Consider the following 24,666-nt stretch of genomic DNA (forward strand, 5'->3'; position numbering starts at 1 on the left):
CTCAACGGGTAAGTTTAAAAATCACACCGGCGGAGGGAATAAAGCGGTGACCTGCGGTGTCTTTTGATGTGCTGGCGGCAGAAGCCGCCCGAACCAAGGAGGATATGTCCATGAAAATCCGCTTTATCGTTCCCGCCCTCGTTCTGGCTTTTGCCGGAACGGCCTATGCGGCACCCGCGGTCGAAACGGTCAAGACCGCCAAAGGCAATGTGCTTGCGGGCGAAAAAGGCATGACGCTCTACACTTTCAAGAACGACAAGAAGGGCGTATCCAATTGTTATGACAAGTGCGCCACCAACTGGCCGCCGTTCTTCGCGGCCACTGGCGACAAGGCCGAAGGCGCCTATTCCGTCGTGACGCGCAAGGACGGCAAGATGCAGTGGGCAAAGGACGGCATGCCGCTCTACTACTGGGCCAAGGACATGAAAAAAGGCGATGCAACCGGCGACGGTATGAACGGTGTATGGGATGCCGCAAAACCATGATGGCATGAATGGCAAGACGCGGGGGAGCCTCTCCCCCGCAGCCGGCTCCTTCGAGGCGGAGATGCTGGCGCTGATACCCATGCTGCGGCGTTATTCCCGCAGCCTTTCCCGCTCCGACGCCGATGGCGAGGACCTTTTGCAGGACTGCGTGGAAAAGGCGCTGACCAATAAGAGGCAATGGCACGGAACGGCTTTGAAATCATGGGCTTACGCGATAATGACGAATCTTTATCGCAACCGCCACCGCGCCGCGAAACGTCACCCGTCCGAAAGTCTCGACGGCCATGAAAGCTTGGCCGTTGCCGACACACTCGGCGACACGCTGGAAAACGATAGGCTGCACGTCGCGCTCGGGCTGCTTTCGCCCGAGATGCGGGCGGTGCTGATGCTGGTGACGGTGGAAGGCTACAGCTATCAGGAGGCAGCCGAGACATTGTCGATTCCGGTGGGTACCGTCATGTCCAGACTTTCCCGCGCCCGCGAAACCCTGCGCCAGCACCTGGCGGCGGACAATATCATTCCCCTGCGGAGACCACGATGAAAAGGCCCGATGCCATTACCGAAGACGATCTGCACGCTTATGTCGACGGGCTTTTGTCCGACGACGACCGCGCGGCTGTCGAGGCCTGGCTGACCGAAAGGCCGCAGGAGCGGGAGCGTGTGGAAGACTGGAAAAAACAGGCCGAAACCCTGCGAGCCGCATTCGCCGCCTATGCCGCCGAACATCCGCACGACACCGCGATGCTTGCCGCAAGAAAACAGGCACCCGCATGGCGGCTGAAACCGGTTCTTCTGCGAACGGCGGCCGTGTTGCTGATCTTCGCCGCGGGTGCGGCAGCCGGCAGGATTGTGCCGTCGCCGCTCGCCACGCCGCAGGACGTGGTTCTGGCGTCGTTGACGACTGACATTCCCGCGCAGGCGAAATCGGCCTATCTCATCTATGCAAGCGAGGTGCGCCACCCCGTTGAAGTTGGAGCCGAACAGCAGCAGCACCTTGCAACATGGCTCGGCAAAAGGCTCGGTTATCCCTTCGCCATCCCCGATCTTTCCAAGATCGGATATGATCTCGTCGGCGGGCGCCTGATCCCTGTCAGCGGCAAGCCAGGGGCGATGCTGATGTATCAGGACAAGACCGGCCGCCGGGTAACGGTGCTGGTCGGCCACAACGAGGAAAACCGCACCACCAGCTTCCGCATGGCGAGCGCCGATGGCGTCGAGACCTTTTACTGGATTGACAACGAACTGGGCTATGCCGTTTCTGCCGAACTGACGCGCGCCGAAGTGCAGAAGATCGCCGAGGAATGTTACCGCCAGTTCCCTGCGTAGAATAACCTGTACCCCCGCGCACATCCATGTGACAGGTACAGGGATGACGAAGGGAGAACACCTATTTCAACATCGGCCAGAGGCTGACGACGAGAAGGACGGCCATGGTGATGTTGAACCATTTGAGCCGCACGGGAACGGAAAGCCAGTCACGCAGGGCCGAGCCGAAGCCCGCCCAGGTCGAAACGCTGGGAAGATTAACGACGGCGAAAACCACACCGACGATCAAAACGGTGACGAGATATTGCCGCTCATCCGTATAGGTCGCCATCGCCGTCACGGCCATTACCCAAGCCTTGGGATTGACCCACTGAAAGGCTGCGGCGGCGAGAAAGCTCATCGGCACTGATGCGGCCGTACCCTCGTTCAGGCTGCGGGACATGCCGATCTTCCACGCGATCCAGACAAGATAAAGTCCGCCCGCGAATTTCAGCACGGTATAGAGCAAGGGCACGGAGTGCAGCAGCGCGCCCAGCCCAAATCCGACGCCGATCAGCAGCGACAGGAACCCCGCCCCGATGCCCAGCATATGCGGGATCGTGCGGCGGAAACCGAAATTCACGCCGGAGGCAAAAAGCATCATATTGTTCGGGCCGGGCGTGATGGAGGTTGTGAAGGCAAACAGCACCAGCGCAACGAGGGTTTCGACAGTCATGATCTCTCCTGTGAAAAGACACTATCCGCCGAACCACCATCAAACCAGTCCGATCAACCGATAGGCCTAGTCAAATTTTTTGATGGATCGATCCTTTCCATGCCGGGTTTGAGAAGTCGGAACAAAGGGCTATTCTCCGTCAACAACCGCTGGAGCGAACCGATGTATGACGACATTCCTTCCGTCACCCTGCCATCCGGAAAAGAGATACCAGCCCTTGGCCTAGGTACCTGGAACATGGGCGAGATGAGATCATCCGCCCCGCAGGAAGTCGAGAGCATCCGAAAGGCGATCGATCTCGGCATGACGCTGATCGACACGGCCGAAATGTATGCAGACGGCCGATCCGAAGAAGTGGTGGGCACGGCGATTGCCGGCCGGCGCGACGAGGTGTTTCTGGTCAGCAAGGTCTATCCCTGGAACGCCAGCGCCAGAGGCACGATTGAGGCCTGCGAGCGCAGCCTCGCAAGGCTCGGTACCGACCGCCTCGATCTCTATTTGCTGCACTGGCGTGGTGATCACCCGCTGGAAGAAACGGTGGCCGCTTTCGAAAAACTGAAAAAGGACGGCAAGATCGGCGACTGGGGCGTCTCGAATTTCGACACCGACGACATGGAGGAGCTTTTCGCTGTTCCCGACGGTAAGAATTGCGCCGCCAATCAGGTGCTCTACAACCTCTCCCGGCGCGGACCGGAATTTTCGCTTCTGCCCTGGTGTCAGTGGCACAGTGTGCCGCTGATGGCCTATTCACCAATCGAACAGGGGCGCATCCTCAACAACCACGAACTCATCCGCATCGCCAAGGCCTATCAGGCTACGCCTGCGCAACTGGCACTGGCCTTTCTTCTGGAAAGAGAAGGCGTCATCGCCATTCCAAAATCCGCCAGCGCCGCACGCGTGGAGGAGAACCGAGGTGCCACCGATCTCGAAATCACCGACGAGGACTGGGCCGCGCTGGACGCCGCCTTCCCACCACCGACGCGCAAGACGGCGCTGGAAATGCTGTGACCTAACAAAGCATTAGGAGGTTTTTCGGAATCAGGCACTCAAGCAATTGAATCGAAGTGTGAGCCTTGGGGGCTGATGCTCTGGGCTGCACCATTTTAACTCAATAACGGCGCAGAGAACCGCGCCGTCAGTCCCCAGACATGCCGCACCCAGTTACGGTATGCGGCGCTCATATTCCTCTTTCAGCCCCAGCCAGCTATCCCAGAAAGGTCCCGGTTCCTTTTCCTGAAGACGGGCGGCGAGAATGTCGAGATGCGCATGCCAGCCAGCGCTGACGTTGAGCTTGGTCGTGCGATCCGCAAGCCGGCGGTGAACCAGTGTCAGAAGCACATCCTTACCCAGAGCCTGAAGCTCGATCGACACCTCGGCGCTCTCACCCCAGGTGAAGACGAGGCGGTGCGGCGCAACAACGGTGATGATGCGTGAGGTCATCCTGTTCTCTTCGGAAAAACCTTCCGGGCGGCTGCCAGGCGGGTCGGAAAGCTCGTCGTTGCGCCAGACGAGTTCAAATGGTGCGTCGGGCGCAAGCCGCATCTCGCCGGACGCCAGCCACCGGCGGCGAAGCTCGCTCTGTGTCAGATAGGCCCAGACCCGCTCGATTGGTCCCGGCAGGAGCCGTTCTATCTTCAGGGTTGTCGGCTCGACGAGCCGGCCATAGGCGTCAGGCATTGCAATATCAGCCATTGTCATTTCCTCCATCTGCAGGGGATTTTCCCTGATCATCCTCCCTGAGCATCTGCTCAAGAATATCGAGGCGGCTGTTCCAGAACTGCCGGTAGAAATCCAGCCATTCATGCGCCGCCGCCAACCGTTCCGGCGCAAGGCGGCAGACATGTGTACGCCCCCTCACCTCACGGCGGATAAGCCCGGCATTTTCCAGCGCCTTGATGTGCTTGGATGCCGCAGCAAGCGATATGTCGAACGGCTCGGCCAGCTGGCTCACCGTTCGCTCGCCACGGGATAGATCGCGCAGCATCGTGCGCCGCGTCGCATCGCCCAGGGCATGAAAGACAGTGTCGAGATGTGGAACAGATAATTCAACCATGTTGTTGAATATAGGCCGTCGGACAAAAAAGTCAACCATATGGTTGAATATCAACTGACCGGAGCGAAGCCCATAAAAAACCCGCGGGGAACCGCGGGCTTGGTATTCCAAGGATATTCGAAAGGCGGAGGACTACATCCCCTGCGAACCGCGGTTCATCGCTGCAATACCCGTACGGCAGATCTCGATCAGGCCGAGCGGCTTGATGATGGCCACGAACTGGTCGATCTTGGACGACTTGCCGGTGATCTCGAAGATGAAATGCTCGACTGTCGCGTCCACCACCTTGGCCTGAAACGCATCAGCAAGACGAAGCGTCTCGGCGCGAGCCTCGCCCGAGCCGGCGACCTTGATCAGCGCTACTTCGCGCTCGATCGGCCGTTCCTGCCCGAGTTCGCGGGCGCGAACGGTGAGATCGAGCACCCGGTGCACAGGAACGATGCGTTCCAGCTGCGCCTTGATCTGCTCCAGCACGATCGGTGTGCCGCGCGTCACGATCGTGATGCGCGACAGATGCGCCTCATGCTCGGTTTCCGAAACCGTCAGGCTTTCGATGTTGTAGCCCCGGCCGGAAAACAGGCCGATGACCCGGGCGAGAACGCCCGGCTCGTTGCTGACGAGAACCGACAGCGTATGATTTTCGACGGCAGCCGTTTCCTTCTGGATGAAATAGGCGGAGCCGGTGGGTTGTAGGTGTGCGTTCATGTCCTTTTCCTCTCCCGGCTCAGACTAGCTGACGGCCCTTGGCATCGATGGCGTTGGCAACAGCTTCATCCGTCGCCTCATCCGGCAACAGCATCTCGTTATGGGCTTTACCAGATGGGATCATCGGGAAGCAATTGGCGAGATTGGCGACGCGGCAATCGAAGATGACCGGCCTGTTGACCGCAATCATCTCGGCGATCTTGTCGTCCAGTTCCTTCGGATCGTCGCAATACATGCCAACCGCGCCATAGGCTTCCGCCAGTTTGACGAAGTCAGGCATGGCTTCGGTATAGGAGTTGGACAGGCGGTTGCCGTGCAGCAACTGCTGCCACTGCCGCACCATGCCCATATACTGGTTGTTGAGGATGAAAATCTTCACCGGCAGACCGTACTGGATGGCGCAGGACATTTCCTGAATGCACATCTGGATCGAGGCATCACCGGCAATGTCGATAACCAGCGCTTCCGGATGCGCGACCTGAACGCCGATAGCTGCCGGCAGGCCGTATCCCATGGTACCGAGACCGCCCGAGGTCATCCAGTGGTTCGGCTCCTCGAAGCCGAAGAACTGCGCCGCCCACATCTGGTGCTGGCCAACTTCGGTGGTGATGAAAGTCTCCCGCCCCTTCGATGCCTCGTAAAGACGCTGCAATGCATATTGCGGCATGATGACATCGTTGGAATTCTTGTAGGCAAAGGAGTTGCGGGCGCGCCAGCGCTCGATCTGCAGCCACCAGTCCGCGGTCTGCGCTTTTTCAGGCTTCTTCGGCAAAGCGCGCCACAGGCGAACCATATCTTCCAGAACATGGCTGACGTCGCCAATGATCGGAACGTCGACGCGCACGGTCTTGTTGATCGAGGACGGATCGATATCGACGTGAATCTTCTTGGAATTCGGCGAAAACGCATTCAGGCGTCCGGTAATACGGTCGTCGAAACGTGCGCCGATGCAAACCAGCACGTCGCAATCATGCATCGTCATATTGGCTTCGTATGAACCGTGCATGCCCAGCATGCCGAGCCAGTTCTTGCCGGAAGCCGGATAGGCGCCGAGACCCATCAGCGTCGAGGTGATCGGGAAACCGGTCAGCTCTACCAGTTCGCGCAGCAGCCGTGTCGCTTCCGGGCCGGAGTTGATGACGCCGCCACCGGTGTAGAAAACCGGCTTCTTTGCCTTAGACATCAATTCGATGGCCGCGTGAATGGCGTTGAGATCGCCCTGAACCTTCGGCTTGTAGCTCTTCTGCTGAATGGCGGCGGAAGGCGGTGTATAGGTGCCGGTGGCGAACTGGATGTCCTTCGGAATATCGACGACGACGGGGCCGGGACGACCAGTCTGTGCGATGCGGAAGGCCTCATGGATGATGCCCGCCAGTTCGTTGACGTCCTTTACCAGCCAGTTGTGCTTGGTGCAGGGGCGTGTAATGCCGACTGTATCGCATTCCTGAAATGCGTCGGAGCCGATCAGCGATGTCGGAACCTGGCCGGAAAGGCAGACGAGCGGAATGGAATCCATCAGCGCATCCTGCAGCGGGGTGACCGCATTGGTGGCGCCGGGGCCGGAGGTAACGAGCATGACACCGACCTTGCCGGTGGAGCGGGCATAACCTTCGGCAGCATGGCCGGCACCCTGCTCGTGACGCACGAGAATATGCTGAATGTCTTCCTGCTGGAAAATCTCGTCGTAGATCGGAAGCACGGCACCACCAGGATAACCGAAGATATGCTCGACGCCGTTGTCCTTCAGCGCCTTCAGAACAATCTCCGCACCTGTCATGCTATTGCTGTTTTCCGTATTATCCTTATCCGTCATTGCCTGTTTCCATCCCGCTTTGGCTTTGGATATCGAGGAGCCCGAGGGCCTGTTTGAAGACATAAAAAAAGGCCCCTAGAGGAGCCTCGTTCAGCGCATGGGTGCTTTCGCCGGATGGTTACACCATCCTGCCCATGCGCCGTCCCACCACGATAAGTACGTTAAGATTTTTCATGGGCCGGAGTGTTAGCCAGAAAAGCGCCAGTCGTCAACGCATATTGCGGAAAAAATCGGCGTCGGCTTCTTTTATTACCCGTAAGGCGCCATGGACGAAATTTTCGAACGCAATAGATACACAGGTTGTTAAATATAATCTTTTACAATCAAAGATGCAGATGATGCCCGAACCACCGCGATCATCCGCATGTACCGGGATAAGACGTGAATAGTGACGAGTTTCATAGAGCGTCCCGCATGGACGAAAACGAACGGCGATCCGGCCAGCAGCCGGCTAACCGCATGCTCGGCCGCGTCATCGCCTGTGATGGCGCCCATGCGACAATCGCCGCAGAAACTGAAATCGGCTCAACCGATGTCGCGCAGCTCTGGTCCGTCGGACGCCTGATCTCGATCGAAATGGGAACGAGCCGTGTCGCCGCACTGGTATACGCCATGCGCACAGGCGAAGAACACTGGTGGTCGGACAAGCCGAACAGGCTGCTGATTGACGTGGAACTCGTTGGCGAAGTCTACCGCACCGAAGATGGCAGCGAACGTTTTTCCACCGGCATTTCCCGTTACCCCTATCTGGGCGCGGTCGCGCATCGCATCCGCACGGGAGACCTTTCCAAGATCTATGACAGCGGCAAACGAGACACATGCGTCATTGGTACGCTGACGCAGGACGACACGATTGGCGCGGCCATTAACATCCAGCAGATGCTGGCGAAACATTTCGCCGTCGTCGGCTCGACGGGCGTGGGCAAAACCACTGCCGTCTCCCTTCTTCTGAACAAGGCGATCGAGACGGACCCGAAGCTGCGTGTCCTCATTCTCGATCCGCACAATGAATTTGCGGCCGCCTTCCCCGATCATTCTGTCGTCATCGACACCGACACACTCGACCTTCCCTTCTGGCTGATGCGCCTTGAAGAATTCGCGGAAGTGATTTTCCGCGGACGCAAGCCCGTACCGGAAGAGATGGATGTCCTTCGCGACATCATTCCGGAGGCGAAAAAGGCATTTCGCGGCACAGATGGCTCCGCCGTTCGCCGCACGTCCGACAAGAGCGCGATCACGCCCGACACGCCGGTGCCTTACCGCATGGCCGATATTCTCGCCCTCATCGACGAGCGCATCGGGCGGCTGGAAGGGCGCGGCGAAAAGCCGACCCTGCGCTCCCTCAAGGGCCGCATCCTCTCGGCCATTAACGATACGCGCTATAACTTCATGTTCTCCAGCAATACGATCAGCGACACCATTCTGGAAACGGTGGCGCATATCTTCCGTATTCCAGGAGAAGGTAAGCCGATTTCGGTTTTCCAGCTGTCCGGCATCCCCTCGGAAGTGGTGAATTCGGTCGTCTCCGTCCTTTGCCGCATGTCCTTCGAACTCGCGGTGCTGGCGCGCGGCTCGCTGCATATGCTTGTCGTCTGCGAAGAAGCGCACCGTTACGTTCCCGCCGACCCTGAGCGCGGATTTTTCCCGACCCGGCAGGCGATCGCGCAGATCGCCAAGGAAGGCCGCAAATACGGTATTTCGCTTGGCGTCATCAGCCAGCGTCCGAGTGAGCTGGACCAGACCATCCTGTCACAATGCTCGACTGTTTTTGCCATGCGGCTGACGAACGAGATCGACCAGAAGATCATTCTGTCCGCCGTACCGAACGCCTCAACCTCGACCACCAGCTTTCTCTCGTCCATCGGCAATGGCGAGGCAATCGCCTTTGGCGAGGCGGTGGGCGTACCGATGCGCATGCGCTTCGACCGCGTCTCCACGGCAAAACTGCCGAAGGCGAACGGCGCAGTCAGCCATACGCCTCACGAAACGCCCGATACCGTCGACCTGAACAGCATCGTCAGCCGCATGCGCGCGGCAGCCAAGCCGGTCATCACCGGCTTCCAGCAAAGCGTCGAAGCGGCCTTCTCCGATATGCAGGAACCGATGTCCGCTCCCAGAGAGGCGGACGACGTCGATCGCTGGAAACGTGAACTGGGGACGGCGGCGACAGAGGGATACGAACCTTACCGCCCCGACATGCTGCCCGGACGCACAACCCTAGCGCCGCAGTCGCCCGCAACGGCAACGGATACCAGCGCTGTCAACGAATTGCGTAAGGTCGGCTTCCAGATGCAGGCACAGAATGGCCCGCCTCCATCAGAGACACGTCCTTCGCTGCGGGAGAGCCTGATGAAAAAGCCGCTAGGTAGCCTTTACCGCAAGGACTGAGCGGGCCCCCTACGGCTGGATACGTGCCCAGTCCGGCCCCATCTGGTTGCGGAACCAGGTCATCTGCCGCTTGGCATATTGACGGGTCGCGGCCGCCGATTTTTCGATGACCTCTGCCTCACTCATACCGCCAGCCAGCATATCGGCGATCTGGGAAACGCCAATCGCCTTCATCGCTGTGGCATCAGGCGCAAGGTTCAGGGCGAGAAGAGCTTTGACCTCTTCCACAGCACCACTCTCCATCATGGTTTCGAACCGTCGATTGATGCGGTCGTGCAGCACGGGCCGTTCCGGCAGGACCACGAATTTCTGCGCTCGGTCCGGATCAACAATCATCGGACCACTGGCTTTTTGAAACTCCGTGATCGACTTTCCCGTCGCCTCCATGACTTCCAGCGCCCGGACAATCCGCTGGCCGTCCCCCGGCTGAAGCCCCTGCGCCATTAAGGGATCGCACCGCGACAGTTCCGCGTGCAGGACCGTGGACCCCTCTTCGATCAGCCGGGCGCGCAGCCTCTCGCGTATGTCGTCAGGAATGGCGGGCATATCGGACAAGCCGCCCGTCAGCGCCTTGAAATAAAGCCCCGTACCGCCAACGATGATGGGAAAATGCTGCTGCCTGCGCAAATCCACAAGCAGGGCGGAAATGTCCCGTAGCCAGTCACCCGTTGAATAGGAACTGCTTGCCGGCACATGGCCGTATAGCAGATGTGGCACGCCTGCCATTTCTTCCTCGGATGGCCGGGCGGTCAGCACCCGCAGCGTGTCATAAACCTGCATGCTGTCGGCATTGATCACGACACCGTTCCGCTCCCGCGCCATACGAAGCGCAAGCGCGGACTTGCCGCTTGCCGTCGGGCCGGTTATCAGGATCGCATCAAAATTCTCATCAAGGTTTTTCATCATGGCTTTCGTTGCCACGCTTATCGCCAATCCGTCAAATCCTGTTCTGACACCGGCCCTCGGCGAAGCGGCCGCCAATGCCGTAAACGCATCCGGTCTCTACTGGCTGGCCGATGGCATCGCCTGCGATATTGCCCTGCCCTCTGGCACCGATGCCGAACAGGCGCGTGACGCGATTGCCGGCGTGCTTTCGGGCCAGCCGATCGATATCGTCATTCAGGAACAGGACAAACGCCGCAAGAAGCTTCTGATTGCCGATATGGATTCGACCATGATCGGCCAGGAATGCATCGACGAGCTGGCCGCCGAAGTGGGATTGAAGGACAAGGTTTCCACGATTACCGCCCGCGCCATGAATGGCGAAATCGCTTTTGAGCCGGCGCTCCGGGAGCGCGTGGCGTTGCTGAAGGGCCTGCCAGTCTCCGTCATCGATGACGTCATCGAAAAGCGCATCACGCTGACATCGGGCGGCAAGGAGCTGATCGCCACCATGAAGGCGAAGGGCTACTATACCGCCCTCGTTTCCGGCGGTTTCACGGTCTTCACCGGCCGGGTGGCGGCCATGCTTGGGTTTGATGAGAACCGCGCCAATCTTCTCGGCGAGGCCGATGGCCAGTTGGATGGCACCGTTGCCGAACCGATCCTCGGCAAACAGGCCAAGGTGGATGCGCTGAACGATATCGCCGCAAAGCTCGGCATCTCGCCGGACGAGGCAATGGCGGTCGGCGATGGCGCCAACGATCTCGGCATGCTGCATCTGGCCGGCGCGGGCGTTGCCCTGCACGCCAAGCCCGCCGTCGCCGCCGAGGCGCAGATGCGCATCGACCATGGCGACCTGACCGCACTCCTTTACATTCAGGGTTACCGCAAGACGGATTTTGTCGTTCCATGATCATCCGCGAAACATCAAGGCTCATTCTGCGCGAGTGGAAGGAGAGCGACCGCAATCTGTTCCGCGAAATCAACGCCGACGAAAAGGTCATGGAATTTTTTCCCTTCCGCCGCAGCCATGCGGAAGCGGATGCGGTTCTCGAAACCATTAATGGCATGATCCGCGGCAGCGGTTACGGCTTCTACGCCATGGAACTGCGCGAAACCGGCGAGGTTATGGGATTTTGCGGCATATCGCCGGTCATGAACCTCGATCCGCCTTTCCCGCTCGGAACCATGGAAATCGGCTGGCGGCTCGCCACCCGCTTCTGGGGTCACGGCTATGTCACCGAGGCCGCGCAATCGCTGCTCGTCATGGCTTTTGACGAAAAGGAAACGCCGGAAATCGTCTCCTTTGCCGTCCATGACAACCAGCGTTCGACACGGGTGATGGAACGTATCGGCCTCAAGCGTGACCCGTCACGAGACTTCGACCACCCGCGCGTCCCGGAAGATACCCATCCGCATTTGCGCCCGCATGTGACCTATGCGCTGACGCTCGCGGAGTGGCGGGAACGACAGGCGCAGTAGCGCCCTCGCCCGCCAGTTCGGCAATTACTTCACCGCCGCATTTCCGCCATCGGCAAACAGGGCCGATCCGGCAACGAAGCTCGACATCGGGCTGGAGAGGAAAAGGGCGGCCTGCGCCAGTTCCTCCGGTTCCGCAATGCGCTGCATCGCATGCAGCCCCGCAGCCCACTCCTTCTGGGCCGCATCTCCCGCCATCGGCGTATCGACTCCGCCGGGAAGCAGCGCATTGGCGCGAATTCCCTTGAAGGCGTAGTCGGCAGTAATGCCCTTCACCAGCCCCATCAGCGCCGCCTTGGAGGTGCCATAGGCTGCCATGCCGGGTATGCCGGCGCTGGTGCCGACGAAGCTGGAGATGAAGACGACCGAACCGCCTCCCCGCTTCAACATCGCAGGGATCTGGCTGCGCACGCTGAGAAATGCGGAAGTGAGGTTGGCAGTGATCACATGATCCCATTCCTCGACCGAAATCTCCGCAAGCGGTTTTATTGCCCCAACGGCACCGGCATTGTTAACGGCGATATCGAGACCGCCAAAGACGGTCATGGCCGCATCCGTCAGACGGGCATGGGTTTCCGCAACTGTGACGTCACCCACGACGGGGTGAACGCGACCGCCGGCCTGGCGAATGGCGGAAGCCACGTCCTCCAGTGCCGCTGCGCCACGCGCGTTGATAATGACGGCCGCGCCCTGTTCGGCAAACAGCTTTGCCGTCGCCCGGCCGATGCCGGATGACGCGCCAGTGATGATCGCAACCTTGTTTTCTAATAATTTCATATCCTTGGCCTCCTTTGGCGGAGACCGAGGAATAGAGAGCAAGCCGAACCACAACCACCCGATTCCTGAGGATCCGGGCGAAAGAAGCCTTACTCCAGCGGCAGCGCCACGACGCGCAGATTGCCCTGTGCATCGGCAACCATCATATGCGCATTCTTGCGACCCTCGGATTTCAGGCCGTTGACACGCACAAGCACGTCGCCCGGAACCTCCATGAAGTCCTGTCCGACCTCGACGATGACATCACCCGCCTTCATGCCCTTCTGTTCGGCCGGCGAACCCTGATCGACGCTGGCGACAAGCACGCCTTCGACGCTTTCGGCAATGCCCTTCTCCGTCCGCAACTCGTTGCTCAGCACTACGAGGTTCATGCCGAGCACGCGCTGCGGCGCTTCGCGCACCTCCGGCGTCTGGTCCTGCGCCTGATCGTCGGAACCGCCCTTGTCATCAGGCACGACCATGCCACCGTCACCGTCCTCGGCCTGCGGATCGTCGGTTGCGGCCTTTTCATCGGGCGCATCCTGCAACTGGCCAAGCTTTACCTTGACGGTCTCTTCCTTGCCGTCACGGAAGACCACGACATCGACTTCCTTGCCGACCGGGCTTTCCGCCACGATCCTCAAGAGGTCACGCATCTCGTGAATATCCTTGCCGTCGAATTTCAGTACGATGTCGCCGGCCTGGATCGGGCCGTTTTCCACCGGGCCACCCTTGGCCACGCCGGAAATCAAGGCTCCCTTTGCCGCTTCCATGCCAAGGCTTGCGGCCACGTCGTCGGTAACCGGCTGGACGCGAACGCCGAGCCAGCCACGGCGGGTTTCGCCGAACTGGATGAGTTGCTCGACGATATTCTGGGCGAGTTCCGTCGGAACCGCGAAACCGATGCCGATCGAACCGCCGCTCGGCGAAATGATCGCCGTATTGATACCGATCACCTCACCCTTCATGTTGAAGAGAGGACCGCCGGAATTGCCCTTGTTGATTGCCGCATCCGTCTGGATGAAGTTGTCATAGGGACCGGCATTGATATTGCGCCCGCGCGCGGAAACGACGCCGACGGTCAGCGATCCACCGAGGCCGAAGGGATTGCCAACGGCCATGACCCAGTCACCGATGCGCATGCTGCGCGAATCGCCGAACTTGACGGCCTTCAGCGGAGCCTTCGGCTCAACCTTCAAAACGGAAAGATCGGTCTTGGTATCAGTACCGACCAGCGTTGCCTTCAGCTTCGAACCATTCGGGAAAATCACCTCGATGGCGTCTGCGCCCTCGATGACGTGATTGTTGGTGACGATGTAGCCAGCCGGATCGATAACGAAGCCGGATCCCAGCGAACTGACCTTGTCGCCGCCTTCCGGTTTCTGGTTGTCGAAATAATCCTTGAAGAACTCCTGGAAAGGCGAACCTTCCGGCAGTTTCGGCGGCACAGGCCCTTTGCCCTCGGTCTTGACGTTCTGCGACGTCGAAATATTCACCACCGCATCAAGAAGCGGTGCGGCAAGATCGGCGACCGATGCCGGCCCATGGCTCTGCGCCCATGCCGCAACCGGTGCCGAAAGGCTACCCGCCACAAGTGCGAAGCCCGCGACTGCGGCAATGCTGCTGCGAAAAGGCGAAAGAAGGGTCACGGCCATAAGCGTCCTCGCGTTTCAAATCGTCATGCCCTGCATATATCGTCAAAGCATAAGGCGGAATGATGAAGTGTAAAAATACCTTTTCGTGAACAGCACCGGCTGCCTTGCTCACTGCCTACAGCATCGGCGCGAAAACGGATATCCCTTTCCGGGCGCGAGACAGCAGGATTTTGCCCCTTTCCGCTTTGCTGCCACCCAGCCATTCACTCAAAAAGAAAGGGCCGGTTAAAACCGGCCCCTCCAAAATCATTCGATCCGTTATCAATTTGCCGGCGGTGCGGCAGGTGCGGCCGGAGCCGTGGATGGAGCACCGTTGATGTCGTTGAAATAACGGAAGAAGGTCGAGTCCGGAGACAGGACCAGCGTAGTGCCGGTTCCAGACAGCGCGCTGGAATAGGCCGCCATGGAACGATAGAACTCGAAGAAGCTCGGGTCGCGCTGGAAAGCTTCGCCGAAGACCCGGTTACGCTCCGCATCGCCTTCACCGCGCAGGACTTCGGACTGACGCTGGGCATCGGATTCGAATTCCACGACCTGACGGTCGGCTATAGCGCGACGACGCTGTGCCGCCTCGTTACCGCGGGCACGGATCAGCTCGGCTTCGGCCAGACGTTCCGACTTCATACGCTCGAAGGTCTGCTGCGAGACTTCCTGCGTGAGATCGGTGCGGCGGATGCGGACATCCACGATGCTGACGCCAAGCGATTCCGCATCGGGACGCAGATCGTCACGTACTTCCTGCATCATCGATGCACGCGCATCCGAAAGCGCGGATTCGAAGCCGCGAAGACCGTAGACCCGGCGCAACGATGCGTCGAGACGGGTGCGAAGACGCGATTCCGCCGACATCTGGTCACCGGAGACCGTCTGCCGGAAGCGGCGGGCATCCGTGATGCGATAGACCACAAAGGCATCAACCTCGTAGAACTTGCCGCCGGAAACCTGAACACGGATGTTGTCGTGATCGAAGCGCAGCGCCCGGTTCTCGATATATTGCACCCGATCGGCATCCATGAAGGCGAAGGGCAGCTTGAAATAGAGGCCCGGCGCCGTTTTCACGTCCTGGATCTGACCGAAGCGCACAACGATGGCCTGCTGGCGCTCGGTGACGACGAAGATTGACGAATAGGCCAGGAAAAGCACGGCGGCGAGACCGACGAGAACGGCCGTAAGACGGTTGCTCATATCAGTTGCCTCCCTGCTGTGCCGCGCCCGGATTACCGCGCATGATCTCGTTCAGAGGCAGATAAGGCACCACACCCTGTTTTTCGTCGATGATGACCTTGTTAGAACCCTTGAGGACCTGTTCCATCGTTTCCAGGAACATGCGCTGGCGGGTCACGTCAGGTGCCGTGCGATATTGATCGTAGATGGAGATGAAGCGCTGTGCCTCACCCTCTGCCTCGTTGACGACACGAGACTTGTAGGCGTTCGCCTCTTCGATGATCTGCGCTGCCTGACCACGTGCGGCACCCAGCTTCTGGTTGGCGTACTGGTTGGCTTCCTGCACGAAGCGGTCCTCGTCCTGTTCGGCACGCTGCACTTCGTCGAAGGCGTCGGCCACTTCGCGCGGCGGCGCCGCGTCTTCGATGGCGACAGCATTGATGGAGATGCCGGCCCCGTATCCGTCCATGGTGGACTGGATGATGGTGCGCACATCCGCCGCGATCGCCTGACGGTTATCACGGAAAATGTCCTGTGCGGGACGACGGCCGACGATTTCGCGCATCGCGCTTTCGGAAACCTGCTGCAAGGTCTCAGCCGGGCTGTCGACGTTGAAGAGGTAGGATTTCGGATCCGAAACCGTATAGAGCACCGAGAACTGCACGTTGACGATATTCTGGTCGCCGGTCAGCATAACGCCGTTCGCCGAGGAAGACGAAGCGCGCGAACCGATATTCTGCTGCTGTTCGGTCACCTTGACGATTTCAACCGTCTCGATCGGCCACAGATGGAAATGCAGGCCAGGCATCGAAATCTCATCCTTCGGACGCCCGAAACGCAGCTCCACGCCGCGCTCGTCCGGCTGGACGGTGTAGATGGACTGAATGCCGAGGAAAACCAGAACGACGAGAGCGACGATCGCAATCGCGCCGCCATTGAACCCGCCCGGCAGGACATTCTTGAAGCGGTCCTGGCTGCGCCGGATGATCTCTTCCAGATCGGGCGGGCCGCCATTGCCGCCGCCACCGCCGCGAGGCCGGTTAGGTCCCTGCCCCCATGGGCCGCCACCGCCGCCCTGGTTGTTTCCGCCACCACCGCCGCCGCCCCAAGGGCCGCCGCCGCCATTCTGATTGCTCCAGGGCATCAATACCTCTTTATAAAAGCCTCTCCCGATCCCGTTCGAAAGCGATTGCTCGCGTGCGGCGGGAATATGGACCCGTTATAAGAAGGAGAAGCGTGCGTTTCAACGCAGAGGTGGTAACTAAATACCCAATCAGGGTAAATAGTTCACTTTGACGCGGCTCTGCGCAAATAAGTGGTGAACAGAACCGGATAATTGTCCTTTTCCCCGGCGGGAACGGCATTTTCCTCGATTTTTTCAAACACGGCGGGATCGATTTCCGGAAAAAAAGTGTCGCCATCAAGCTTTACGGCCACATGGGTGACGGAAAGTTGATCGGCAAACGGCATGGCCTGACGGTAGATTTCCCCGCCACCGGCCACGAAAACCTCGTCCACACCCAGTTGCGCAGCCTTGCTTTTGCCAAGCGCGAGGGCGTCCTCAAGCGACGACACGACATCCACGCCATCGGGCCTGTAATCGGCATTGCGGCTGACGATGATGTGCGGCCGGCCCGGCAAGGGACGCTCGCCCACCGAGAGAAATGTCTTCCTGCCCATGATGAGCGGTTTGCCCATCGTCATCGCCTTGAAGCGCTTGAGGTCAGTGGAAAGCTTCCAAGGCATATCGAGATCGCGGCCGATAACGCCGTTTTCCGACACCGCGACGATGATGGTGATGCGCGGCTCGCTCATACCGCGATCGGTGCCTTGATGGTTGAATCCGCCTCGTAGTTTTCCAGCGTAAAGTCTTCGAACTTAAAGGAGAAGAGGTCTCGCACATCCGGGTTGAGGCGCATCGTCGGCAGGGCCTTGGGGGTCCGCGTCATCTGCAATTTCGCCTGCTCGAAATGGTTGGCGTAGATATGCGCGTCACCAAGCGTATAGACGAAATCGCCGGGCTTCAGCCCCGTGACCTGCGCCACCATCAGCGTCAGAAGTGCGTAGGAAGCAATATTGAAAGGCACGCCGAGGAAAATATCGGCCGAGCGCTGGTAAAGCTGGCAGGACAGCTTTCCATCCGAAACATAGAACTGGAACAGGCAATGGCAGGGCGGCAGCGCCATCTCGTCCACCAGCGCCGGGTTCCAGGCCGAAACAATGTGGCGACGGGAATTGGGATTGGTTTTCAGCGCCTCGATCAAAAGCGCGATCTGGTCGATGTGGCGGCCGTCGGGCGCCGGCCAGGAGCGCCACTGTGCGCCATAGACGGGACCCAGATCACCATTCTCATCGGCCCATTCGTCCCATATGGAAACGCCGTTTTCCTTGAGATAGGCGATATTGGTGTCGCCCTTCAGGAACCACAGGAGTTCATGGATGATCGAGCGCAGATGCAGCTTCTTGGTGGTGAGAACCGGAAAACCTTCCGCAAGATCGAAACGCATCTGGTAACCGAAGACCGAACGCGTACCCGTGCCGGTGCGATCTCCGCGGTCGGAGCCGGTGTCCATCACATGCCGGAGAAGATCGAGATATTGTTTCATGTGTTCTGCCGCCGATTCCCTGATATCAAGGGAATATAATAGCACAGGGCGACAGAACCAATCACCAGCGGGTCGCTTATCCCCGCGAAAAAAATCAGAGCGACTGGAGTTTGCCCAGTTCCTTGGCCACCAGATAATAAAAGGTCACACGCGACTTGGAGCGGTCTGCGGCCATGGCCTTGGCGGTTGCATCGATCGCCTTGTCGGCGCTGTCATCGGTCACGCCAAGCTTCTTGCCGCACCAGTTCGCCTTCACACGTGCAAGCTCTTCCGGATCGGAAGCGGACACCAGCGATGAATCCCGGTTGCGCAAGGCAATGCCGAGATGTTTGACGATCTTGCCGACAATCGCTTCGTCGGCTGCTGCGTCGTATTTCTTCACATCTGCGAGATAGTCAGTCATGTCCACTCCTTCGTGTGTCCCCGGCCCGGTGTTGCTTGTGGTGACCGGTTGTAGGGAGAATGTGTCAGCAATCCCTCGTCGTCAAGAATTGTCTAAATTGTGGGCGGTAAACACGAAATCTTTTCATGGAATTGTCATCGGCCCCTTTTCTCGGCCAAGGGAAACGCCTATATAAACCTTGCCGGGGCAACCCGGCTATGGCGATAAACGGTCGGTGTAATAAACCTATTGGACCCGGGGGCGGTACCCGGCGCCTCCACCAAAAACCGGCGGCTTTTCAAGATGAAGGCCGGCTTTTGATGGGGGCGAAATAGGATCGACAAGGGCGTAAAGATCGAACTTTTGCTCGGCATGATACCGCCGTTATCGGGTCACAAGTGTAGTTGCAAATGACAACAACGCTAAGGAATACGCTCTCGCTGCCTAATGGCGGTGCGGGAATTCCGCTCTAAAGTCCTCACGGTTAGCCCCGTGAGGCGGGGTTCGGAGGTACCTGGCAACAGAAACCTCCACCTTCTCCATTTTGCCTGAATTGGTTATATGATAGCTGACTTGCAAACAGCATCGGCTTTTCCGTTGCTGCCGTTCAGGACATTGCGTATACTTGGGTAATGCGTAGCCGCCAGGATCGAAATTGATCCCGGCTTGCGGATTACGCAAAGATTCAAAGTGTTACAGCGTCCTTGGCGCACTTGGTGCGCAGCGCTTTAAAAGACGTTCGAATAAGGGAAAGACAGGACCGCATGGGGCAGGATCATATCCGTTACGACATTCTCGCACAGGATGCCCTTCGCGGCGTTATTCGCAAAGTTTTGGGTGAAGTGGCCGCAACCGGCCGCCTGCCCGGCGACCACCATTTCTTCATAACATTTCTGACCGGCGCGCCCGGTGTGCGGATTTCGCAGCACCTCAAGTCCAAATATGCCGAGCAGATGACCATCGTCATCCAGCATCAGTTCTGGGACCTGAAGGTGACGGAGATCGGCTTTGAAATCGGTCTGTCCTTCTCGGATACGCCGGAAAAGCTGGTTGTTCCCTATAACGCCATCAGAGGTTTCTACGATCCTTCCGTCAATTTCGAGCTTGAGTTCGATGTGCCCCTGGCAGACGAGGAAGAGCTGGAAGAGGCAGAAATCACCGCCTATCCCGTTTCCCATGAGGCAAAGCCGGCTACAACGTCCGAGACGCCCAAGTCCGGCGAGGAAAAGAAGGAAGGCTCCGTCGTTTCTCTGGATGCCTTCCGCAAGAAGCAATAACGGCTTTTTGCCCGACCGCGCGAAGCTCAAGGAGACATATCCGCATGGCCGCCGATATCGTCAATCTGCGTCAGTTCCGGAAGCAGAAAGCCCGTAGCGAAAAAGAAAAACAGGCGGATCAGAACCGCCTGTCCTTCGGTCGCACCAAGGCGGAAAAAAACCTCACATCGGCCCTTAACGAAAAAGCCGAAAAGGCGCTCGATCAGGGGCGGCTTGAAAAGGACGATGACAGAACCGATAGGGATTGAAGAGCCGGCCTGCCCGGGAAGGCTTTCGGAAGACCGGAAAAAACACCGCTAAACAGAGGCTTGCAGGCGCGACATGATTCAGATTCCCAACCGGACCAGCCGGAGAGATTGATCTGATGATCCGCAAGCACTCCACGACATTGCACGGCCACCGCACCAGCATTTCGCTCGAGGATGCCTTCTGGGACGAGCTGAAAATCATCGCCGAAAAGCGCAAGATCAGTTTCGCCGCCCTGCTTGCGGAAATAGACGACAACCGGCCAGCCGACAGCAATCTGTCCTCATCCCTTCGGGTCCATGTGCTGAATTGGCTGAAGAGCAGGTGAGCTTTCTGCAAGGTGGCATCGAAAGATAATACCGCAGCGGCGCGCATTTTCGCCGGCTCCTATCCAGCCATTCACCGACTACAAACATTCTTGCCGAAAACTCATAATGCCGTGAAAGCATTCATTAAACATTAGCGCGCTAATTTGTACTGCAAGGCGCTTCAGTACTGCGTAGCCTTGCTTCCAGATTTGTATTTCAAGCTTTTCCTTTCCATCCGCACGCCACGAGGCGACCCATGGTTTCCGCCGTTTCGGGAACGAGCATCGCTGTTTCCGTCCTCTCCCCTTCATCCACCTCGTCTTCAAGTGTTGCCGAACTGGAATCGCAGATTGCCGAAAAGCAGTCAGAACTCGCCCAGACCTCCGAAGCGAAAGCACAGGAAGAACTGAAGAGTACTATCGCATCGCTGCAAGCGCAGCTCGAAGCACTCGAAAATAGCGCCGACAAATCGGCTTCCTCAAGCAACAGCGCAGATAAGCCCAGCCTGTCGGGGGAAAGCAGCAGGATCGGCACCAAGAATTTTGATGCCGACACGCCCTTCGGCGAGCGTGAAGCCTGGATTTAACAGGCTAACGGATAATTTTGGCAAAGTGGTCGAAGCGGCAGCTGTCCGGACCGCGTCAAAATTCGCCCTGAGACACGGTCTCTAACCTCTCTCCGAAACGCGCCGTCGTCGCAGCAAACTTACGGATTGGCCGGAGCGTTTTCTGGCGCCAGTTGCCTGATCGCATCTTCCGTTGGAGGCACCGTCAGGGCCGGCGTTGATTGCCGCTCGGGAACAGGTTGCTGCTGCTGCTGCTGCTGCTGTTGCTGTTGCTGTTGCTGCAACCGCTCCTGCTGTTCCTTTTCCTGCCGTAGACGCTCCTCTGCCGCCGCCTTCAGGCGCGCCTCCTCTTCGGCCTTGGCCTTGGCTTCCGCCTCCACCCGTTCCTTTTCAGCCTGACGTTCAGCCGCCTGAGAGCGATAAAGCGCCGTTTCCCGACGCAGGCGCTGCTTTTCGAGAACGCTGGCCTGCATGGCCTCGACGCGACGGCGCTCCTTTTCGAAAGCCCGGAGCGACAGATAATTGCCGAGCGCCGAAACATCGGTCGTCAAAGCCGGTGCGGCAAGCGGACCGTTATAGTTGAGACGCAGCGACGGTTCGGCCCCTGCAACCACTTCGGTGCCAGGATTGAAGATAAGATCGAGATCGCCATTCACGGTCGATGCTGCAATATCGACCGTCGCATCTCCGGTAAGCGTCACCGGATCGATCCCGGCGCGCAAATTCTGGAAGTGGAGCGCACCGCCATTCAGGGTGAATGGCAGGGCCACGTTGCCGAGCGGTATTTCGCCCTGCCACAGGCTCTGATCCACCAGCGGCCGCACCTTTGGCGCGTCGATCGGCTGCTGCAAGCCTTCCGCCGCCTGCAGGATCGGCGGAAAGGCGCCAGGATTAAGCCCTTTGAGCACAAGCCCGCTGGCGCGCACTTCCCCGGAGCCACCTGCCGATTTCAAAATTTCACCAACGCTCTTGCCCGTCGATTCGGCGGTCAGATCGATCGCCACCCGGCCCGTCGCGACCGGGCCGTTGGCATTCGCCCACAATATCGACTCGGGATTGGCGTCGTTCACCGCAATCTTGGTGCGGAAAATGCCCGCTCCCTCGCCTGTGGACATGGCAAGCCGCCCGGTCAGCTTGCCGCCCATGAAGGTGCCGGCGATATCATCAAGCGCGAGATTGCCATCATCATGCGTGACCTTGGTCGACAGACCCGTGACCGTGCCGAAGGGACCGGCCTCGAAACTTTCCGCTTTCAGCGACAGCGAGGCCTTGAGTTGCGGGAAAGCCGGCATGGCCAGCGGCTTGGCGTTGAGCGCGCCTGTTTCCGGGTCGATCACCGGTCCGTAGATCGCATCTCCGAGCCAGGCAAGGTCGACGGTCCGAAGGGCAAGATCACCGGTGACGGAATGGGGGGCCGCGCGCTGGAACGCCAGACTGCCCGAGAAGGGGTTGCCGCCCGCCTGCCCGCCGAGGGCGGAAAACGCAATCTTCTGCGCATCCACCGCCATTTTACCGCTCGCCTTCAGCGCCATGCCACCACCAAGCTGCGGCAGGCCAACGGCGTTCATGATGAGATAGGGCTCGATATCAGCGCTTTCGAGCGCCAGATCCGCACTACCCTCGCCGAAATTGACGGCGGCAACGGCAAAGGACCCGATCATCGAGAAATGCGTGCGCTCCGTCGAGAAACGGATATCGGTCTGGACGGGAGAGCCAAGCGTGCCGTTGAGCTTGACGGATAGCAGCCCCTCCCCGTCCGCATCGAACGGCAGGGGATCAAGCCCTGCCTGCCCGAACAGGATCGCCGTCGACTGGTTTTTCAAAACCCCTTCCAGCGACATCGCCGTATCGTCGGTGATGGACAGGAAATCCGGCATCTTGGCCACGGCCGACAGACGGCTGCCGTTGACTGTGCCGGAAACGGCGACATTGGCGCCGCCATTTTCGCTGTTGACCGAAACATCCATGGCAAGGTCGGAATTGGCGTACCACGGCGAACTCGCCGCCAGACGGCTGAGGAACGGATGACCAGGCAATTTCTGCTGCAGCATGGCGAAGAACGGCTGCATGTCCGTCGCATGCAGGTTCACCGTGCCCTTGCCCGCATATTTCAGCAACGACCCCTGCAACTGCCCTTTCGCCTTGACTTCGGCACCGGCGATATCGCCAGCCGTCATCTTTTCAAGCGAGAGAACGCCGCCCGCCATGGTGAAGGCGGTTTCCACGTGATTTGCGGTCACACCGGCCATGTTGAACCGGTCGGCCTTGAACTTGGCGTCGATGCGATGGTCGAGAATAGAACTTCCGACCTGATCGCCGAGCGCCAGGCTGCCAAGCGCCTTCAGGGCGTCGAGATCGATCTCGTTACCGGCAAGATCGATCGAAAGATTGGAGGCCTTGCCGTCAGAGCGCCGTTCCAGCTTCCCCTTCAGAGAGGCGTCGCCAATCGCAAGCTCGAGATTGTCGAAACGCTGGTTCAGCGTCGTCAGCGAGACGTCGGCAGCGAAACCGGCGGCATTGAGCTGGCGAATCGCCGGATCGACAGAACCTGAAAGCCAGTTTGCCAGCCCGGATGGCTGGTTGGAGGCAACGAGCAGATTGCCGTTGAAGGCGGGGCCATCCAGCAGCGTCAGGGAACCTTTGGCTTCCAGCTGCGTCCTGCCGGGCAGCGTTGCCACGGCGTTCACCACCTGCCAGCCGCTGCCATCAGGGCGCACGTCCAGCCGGATGTCACGAATGGTCGTGTCGTCGGAAACGAGCGCCGGTAGGCTGATACTGGCCTTGCCCGGGACCGGCGGAACCGGAATGCGGGCGACCATGGCGGCAAATGCCTCGATGCGCTGGCGCACGGAGGCGGTGGGCTGGCGCGAGGTCTTGCCGGTCTGCACGACGGGCGGCGCGAAACGATTGACGTCGATCTGCTGACCATCCGCCGTAAGCAGGAATTCCGGCTTGGCCCCGGTATCCAGCGTTGCCTCGCCGGTCACGACGTAAGGATTTTCGTTGCCACCGAGCTCCATGCGGTAGCTCGGTATGCGCACGCTTTCATTCGTCAGTTCGAAGCTGCCGCGGGTGCGCGGCGACGAGAACAGCGATTGCCCGGCCTGCTGCTTCTGTTTCTGGTCTTCACGGAAACTGAAGGCGAAGGAACCGCTATAGGCGGGTTTTCCCGCAGTCGCGGCAATCGCACCATCCAGATCGACCTCAACCGGATGTTCATCCGGTACCACGCGAATCCGCAGGCCCATGCGCCCATTGGCATAATCCGGCTCACTGCTCGATAGCGAGAACGAGCCTGGATGCCCGTCAACGGCGGCGCGGCCTTCCGCCTTCCATGGTCCGGCCAGCGAATTGGCGGACATATCGGCGTTAAGACCCGTCACAACACGGTTGCGGCCGGATTGCTCGTCGATGAATTCGATCTGCCCGCCTTCGATCTGCACACTTTCCAGAACCACGGTGCGGGCTGGAATTTCCGCCCGGCTGCCGCGCATCCAGTCCAGAGTGCCGTCTTTCAAAAGCCGGATCTTGGCCTTGGGTTCCTCGATGCGCATGTCGAAGATGCGCGCTTCACCGGAAAGGAAGGGCGCCAGCTCGGCATCCATGGAAAAACGCGCCACCTGAATGAGCGGCGATCCGTCCGCATCCGTTCCGGCGCGCACGTCATGCAGCGTCACCGAAGGGAAAGGCAGAAGCCGGGCTTCGACGCGGCCGTGCACCACCACCTTCTTGCCCAGAATGCGGCTTGCCTGATCTTCGAAATCGCGGCGGAAATCCGTCCAGTCGACGAAATAGGGAATGAGCAGCGCTGAAAACAGCACCACGGCCAGCAGTCCGCCCAGAAAAACCAGAATACGCCCGAGCACTGAACTGCTTCTCCCTTCGCGAACGCTGCAAACCTATTCTTATTTGCCTTAACGG

Annotated in this window: 25 protein-coding genes and 1 other RNA gene; 12 read left to right on the forward strand and 14 right to left on the reverse strand. The window is 59.3% G+C overall.

Going from position 1 to position 24,666, the window contains the following annotated elements:
- Positions 1-104: 104 nt before the first annotated feature.
- Genes CRO62_RS13275 through CRO62_RS13285 form a run of 3 tightly spaced genes read left to right on the forward strand, consistent with a single transcriptional unit; the run spans position 105 to position 1,811 of the window.
- Positions 105-485, forward strand: a complete 381-nt coding sequence (locus tag CRO62_RS13275; RefSeq protein WP_080580913.1) for a hypothetical protein — start codon at positions 105-107, stop codon at positions 483-485.
- Complete coding sequence (locus CRO62_RS13280) at positions 469-1,026, forward strand: RNA polymerase sigma factor (RefSeq protein ID WP_003513086.1); 558 nt, start codon at positions 469-471, stop codon at positions 1,024-1,026. The genes CRO62_RS13275 and CRO62_RS13280 overlap by 17 nt, the downstream gene beginning before the upstream one ends.
- A complete protein-coding gene (locus tag CRO62_RS13285) occupies positions 1,023-1,811 on the forward strand; it encodes an anti-sigma factor family protein (RefSeq protein ID WP_097100556.1) in 789 nt (262 codons plus the stop codon). Before CRO62_RS13280 ends, CRO62_RS13285 begins: the two co-directional genes overlap by 4 nt.
- A 61-nt stretch (positions 1,812-1,872) precedes the next feature.
- Here the strand turns inward: CRO62_RS13285 and CRO62_RS13290 are convergent, their stop codons facing one another.
- Positions 1,873-2,466: a LysE family translocator gene (locus CRO62_RS13290; RefSeq protein ID WP_097100557.1), complete on the reverse strand. Its 594-nt coding sequence runs from the start codon at positions 2,464-2,466 to the stop codon at positions 1,873-1,875.
- Positions 2,467-2,628: 162 nt separating this feature from the next.
- On the opposite strand from CRO62_RS13290, the gene CRO62_RS13295 reads away from it, so the two are divergent.
- Complete coding sequence (locus CRO62_RS13295; protein WP_097100558.1) at positions 2,629-3,474, forward strand: aldo/keto reductase; 846 nt, start codon at positions 2,629-2,631, stop codon at positions 3,472-3,474.
- 153 nt (positions 3,475-3,627) lie between these two features.
- On the opposite strand, the gene CRO62_RS13300 is transcribed toward CRO62_RS13295, so the two are convergent.
- From CRO62_RS13300 to CRO62_RS13315, 4 genes are all read right to left on the reverse strand, one after another.
- On the reverse strand, positions 3,628-4,158 hold the full coding sequence (locus CRO62_RS13300) for an SRPBCC family protein (RefSeq protein WP_003513094.1): 531 nt from the start codon (positions 4,156-4,158) through the stop codon (positions 3,628-3,630).
- A complete protein-coding gene (locus CRO62_RS13305) occupies positions 4,151-4,519 on the reverse strand; it encodes an ArsR/SmtB family transcription factor (protein WP_097102970.1) in 369 nt (122 codons plus the stop codon). Before CRO62_RS13305 ends, CRO62_RS13300 begins: the two co-directional genes overlap by 8 nt.
- Positions 4,520-4,651: 132 nt before the next feature.
- Positions 4,652-5,224, reverse strand: coding sequence for an acetolactate synthase small subunit (gene ilvN / locus CRO62_RS13310; RefSeq protein ID WP_003513099.1), 573 nt, complete (start codon positions 5,222-5,224; stop codon positions 4,652-4,654).
- 19 nt (positions 5,225-5,243) lie between these two features.
- Positions 5,244-7,037, reverse strand: a complete 1,794-nt coding sequence (locus tag CRO62_RS13315) for an acetolactate synthase 3 large subunit (protein ID WP_013636474.1) — start codon at positions 7,035-7,037, stop codon at positions 5,244-5,246.
- A 381-nt stretch (positions 7,038-7,418) separates the two neighbouring features.
- Between CRO62_RS13315 and CRO62_RS13320 the strand changes: the two genes are divergently transcribed.
- Positions 7,419-9,425: an ATP-binding protein gene (locus CRO62_RS13320; RefSeq protein WP_097100559.1), complete on the forward strand. Its 2,007-nt coding sequence runs from the start codon at positions 7,419-7,421 to the stop codon at positions 9,423-9,425.
- 9 nt (positions 9,426-9,434) lie between these two features.
- Here the strand turns inward: CRO62_RS13320 and miaA are convergent, their stop codons facing one another.
- A complete protein-coding gene (gene miaA / locus CRO62_RS13325; protein ID WP_097100560.1) occupies positions 9,435-10,331 on the reverse strand; it encodes a tRNA (adenosine(37)-N6)-dimethylallyltransferase MiaA in 897 nt (298 codons plus the stop codon).
- Here miaA and serB point away from each other — a divergent pair.
- The gene (gene serB / locus CRO62_RS13330) at positions 10,330-11,220 is read left to right on the forward strand and encodes a phosphoserine phosphatase SerB (RefSeq protein ID WP_097100561.1); all 891 of its coding nucleotides are present in this window, start codon (positions 10,330-10,332) and stop codon (positions 11,218-11,220) included. The two genes, miaA and serB, sit on opposite strands and share 2 nt — an antisense overlap.
- Positions 11,217-11,789 carry a GNAT family N-acetyltransferase gene (locus CRO62_RS13335; protein WP_097100562.1) on the forward strand — a complete coding sequence of 191 codons (573 nt, stop codon included), beginning with the start codon at positions 11,217-11,219 and terminating at the stop codon, positions 11,787-11,789. The genes serB and CRO62_RS13335 overlap by 4 nt, the downstream gene beginning before the upstream one ends.
- 24 nt (positions 11,790-11,813) lie before the next feature.
- Here CRO62_RS13335 and CRO62_RS13340 read toward each other — a convergent pair whose 3' ends face one another.
- The 7 genes from CRO62_RS13340 to CRO62_RS13370 all read right to left on the reverse strand — a co-directional run bounded on the left by CRO62_RS13340 (position 11,814) and on the right by CRO62_RS13370 (position 18,370).
- A complete protein-coding gene (locus CRO62_RS13340) occupies positions 11,814-12,563 on the reverse strand; it encodes an SDR family oxidoreductase (RefSeq protein WP_097100563.1) in 750 nt (249 codons plus the stop codon).
- 89 nt (positions 12,564-12,652) lie between these two features.
- A complete protein-coding gene (locus CRO62_RS13345) occupies positions 12,653-14,197 on the reverse strand; it encodes a Do family serine endopeptidase (RefSeq protein WP_003513113.1) in 1,545 nt (514 codons plus the stop codon).
- A 261-nt stretch (positions 14,198-14,458) separates the two neighbouring features.
- Positions 14,459-15,382, reverse strand: a complete 924-nt coding sequence (gene hflC, locus CRO62_RS13350; protein WP_003513118.1) for a protease modulator HflC — start codon at positions 15,380-15,382, stop codon at positions 14,459-14,461.
- Position 15,383: 1 nt separating this feature from the next.
- Entirely contained in the window at positions 15,384-16,505 is a 1,122-nt protein-coding gene (hflK, locus tag CRO62_RS13355) for an FtsH protease activity modulator HflK (protein ID WP_003513120.1), read from the reverse strand.
- Positions 16,506-16,648: 143 nt separating this feature from the next.
- Positions 16,649-17,176, reverse strand: a complete 528-nt coding sequence (locus CRO62_RS13360; RefSeq protein WP_097100564.1) for a dihydrofolate reductase — start codon at positions 17,174-17,176, stop codon at positions 16,649-16,651.
- Positions 17,173-17,967 (reverse strand): thymidylate synthase, encoded by a 795-nt coding sequence (locus tag CRO62_RS13365; protein WP_097100565.1) that lies wholly within the window; start codon positions 17,965-17,967, stop codon positions 17,173-17,175. The genes CRO62_RS13360 and CRO62_RS13365 overlap by 4 nt, the downstream gene beginning before the upstream one ends.
- Positions 17,968-18,061: 94 nt before the next feature.
- Positions 18,062-18,370 (reverse strand): DUF2853 family protein, encoded by a 309-nt coding sequence (locus CRO62_RS13370; protein ID WP_003513125.1) that lies wholly within the window; start codon positions 18,368-18,370, stop codon positions 18,062-18,064.
- Between the two features lie 141 nt (positions 18,371-18,511).
- On the opposite strand from CRO62_RS13370, the gene ssrA reads away from it, so the two are divergent.
- The 5 genes from ssrA (at position 18,512) to CRO62_RS13395 (ending at position 20,766) form a co-directional block, all read left to right on the forward strand.
- Positions 18,512-18,884, forward strand: a transfer-messenger RNA (tmRNA) gene (ssrA, locus tag CRO62_RS13375).
- Between the two features lie 229 nt (positions 18,885-19,113).
- Positions 19,114-19,626 carry an SspB family protein gene (locus CRO62_RS13380; RefSeq protein WP_003513127.1) on the forward strand — a complete coding sequence of 171 codons (513 nt, stop codon included), beginning with the start codon at positions 19,114-19,116 and terminating at the stop codon, positions 19,624-19,626.
- A 44-nt stretch (positions 19,627-19,670) separates the two neighbouring features.
- Positions 19,671-19,874, forward strand: a complete 204-nt coding sequence (locus CRO62_RS13385) for a DUF4169 family protein (RefSeq protein ID WP_045016936.1) — start codon at positions 19,671-19,673, stop codon at positions 19,872-19,874.
- Between the two features lie 116 nt (positions 19,875-19,990).
- On the forward strand, positions 19,991-20,200 hold the full coding sequence (locus tag CRO62_RS13390) for a ribbon-helix-helix domain-containing protein (protein ID WP_003513131.1): 210 nt from the start codon (positions 19,991-19,993) through the stop codon (positions 20,198-20,200).
- Between the two features lie 236 nt (positions 20,201-20,436).
- The gene (locus tag CRO62_RS13395; protein WP_097100566.1) at positions 20,437-20,766 is read left to right on the forward strand and encodes a hypothetical protein; all 330 of its coding nucleotides are present in this window, start codon (positions 20,437-20,439) and stop codon (positions 20,764-20,766) included.
- A 119-nt stretch (positions 20,767-20,885) separates the two neighbouring features.
- On the opposite strand, the gene CRO62_RS13400 is transcribed toward CRO62_RS13395, so the two are convergent.
- The gene (locus CRO62_RS13400) at positions 20,886-24,611 is read right to left on the reverse strand and encodes an AsmA-like C-terminal region-containing protein (protein WP_097100567.1); all 3,726 of its coding nucleotides are present in this window, start codon (positions 24,609-24,611) and stop codon (positions 20,886-20,888) included.
- Between the last annotated feature and the right edge of the window lie 55 nt (positions 24,612-24,666).

The organism is Rhizobium sp. AN6A (assembly GCF_900215635.1).
GTDB classification, from domain to species: Bacteria; Pseudomonadota; Alphaproteobacteria; order Rhizobiales; family Rhizobiaceae; genus Agrobacterium; species Agrobacterium tumefaciens.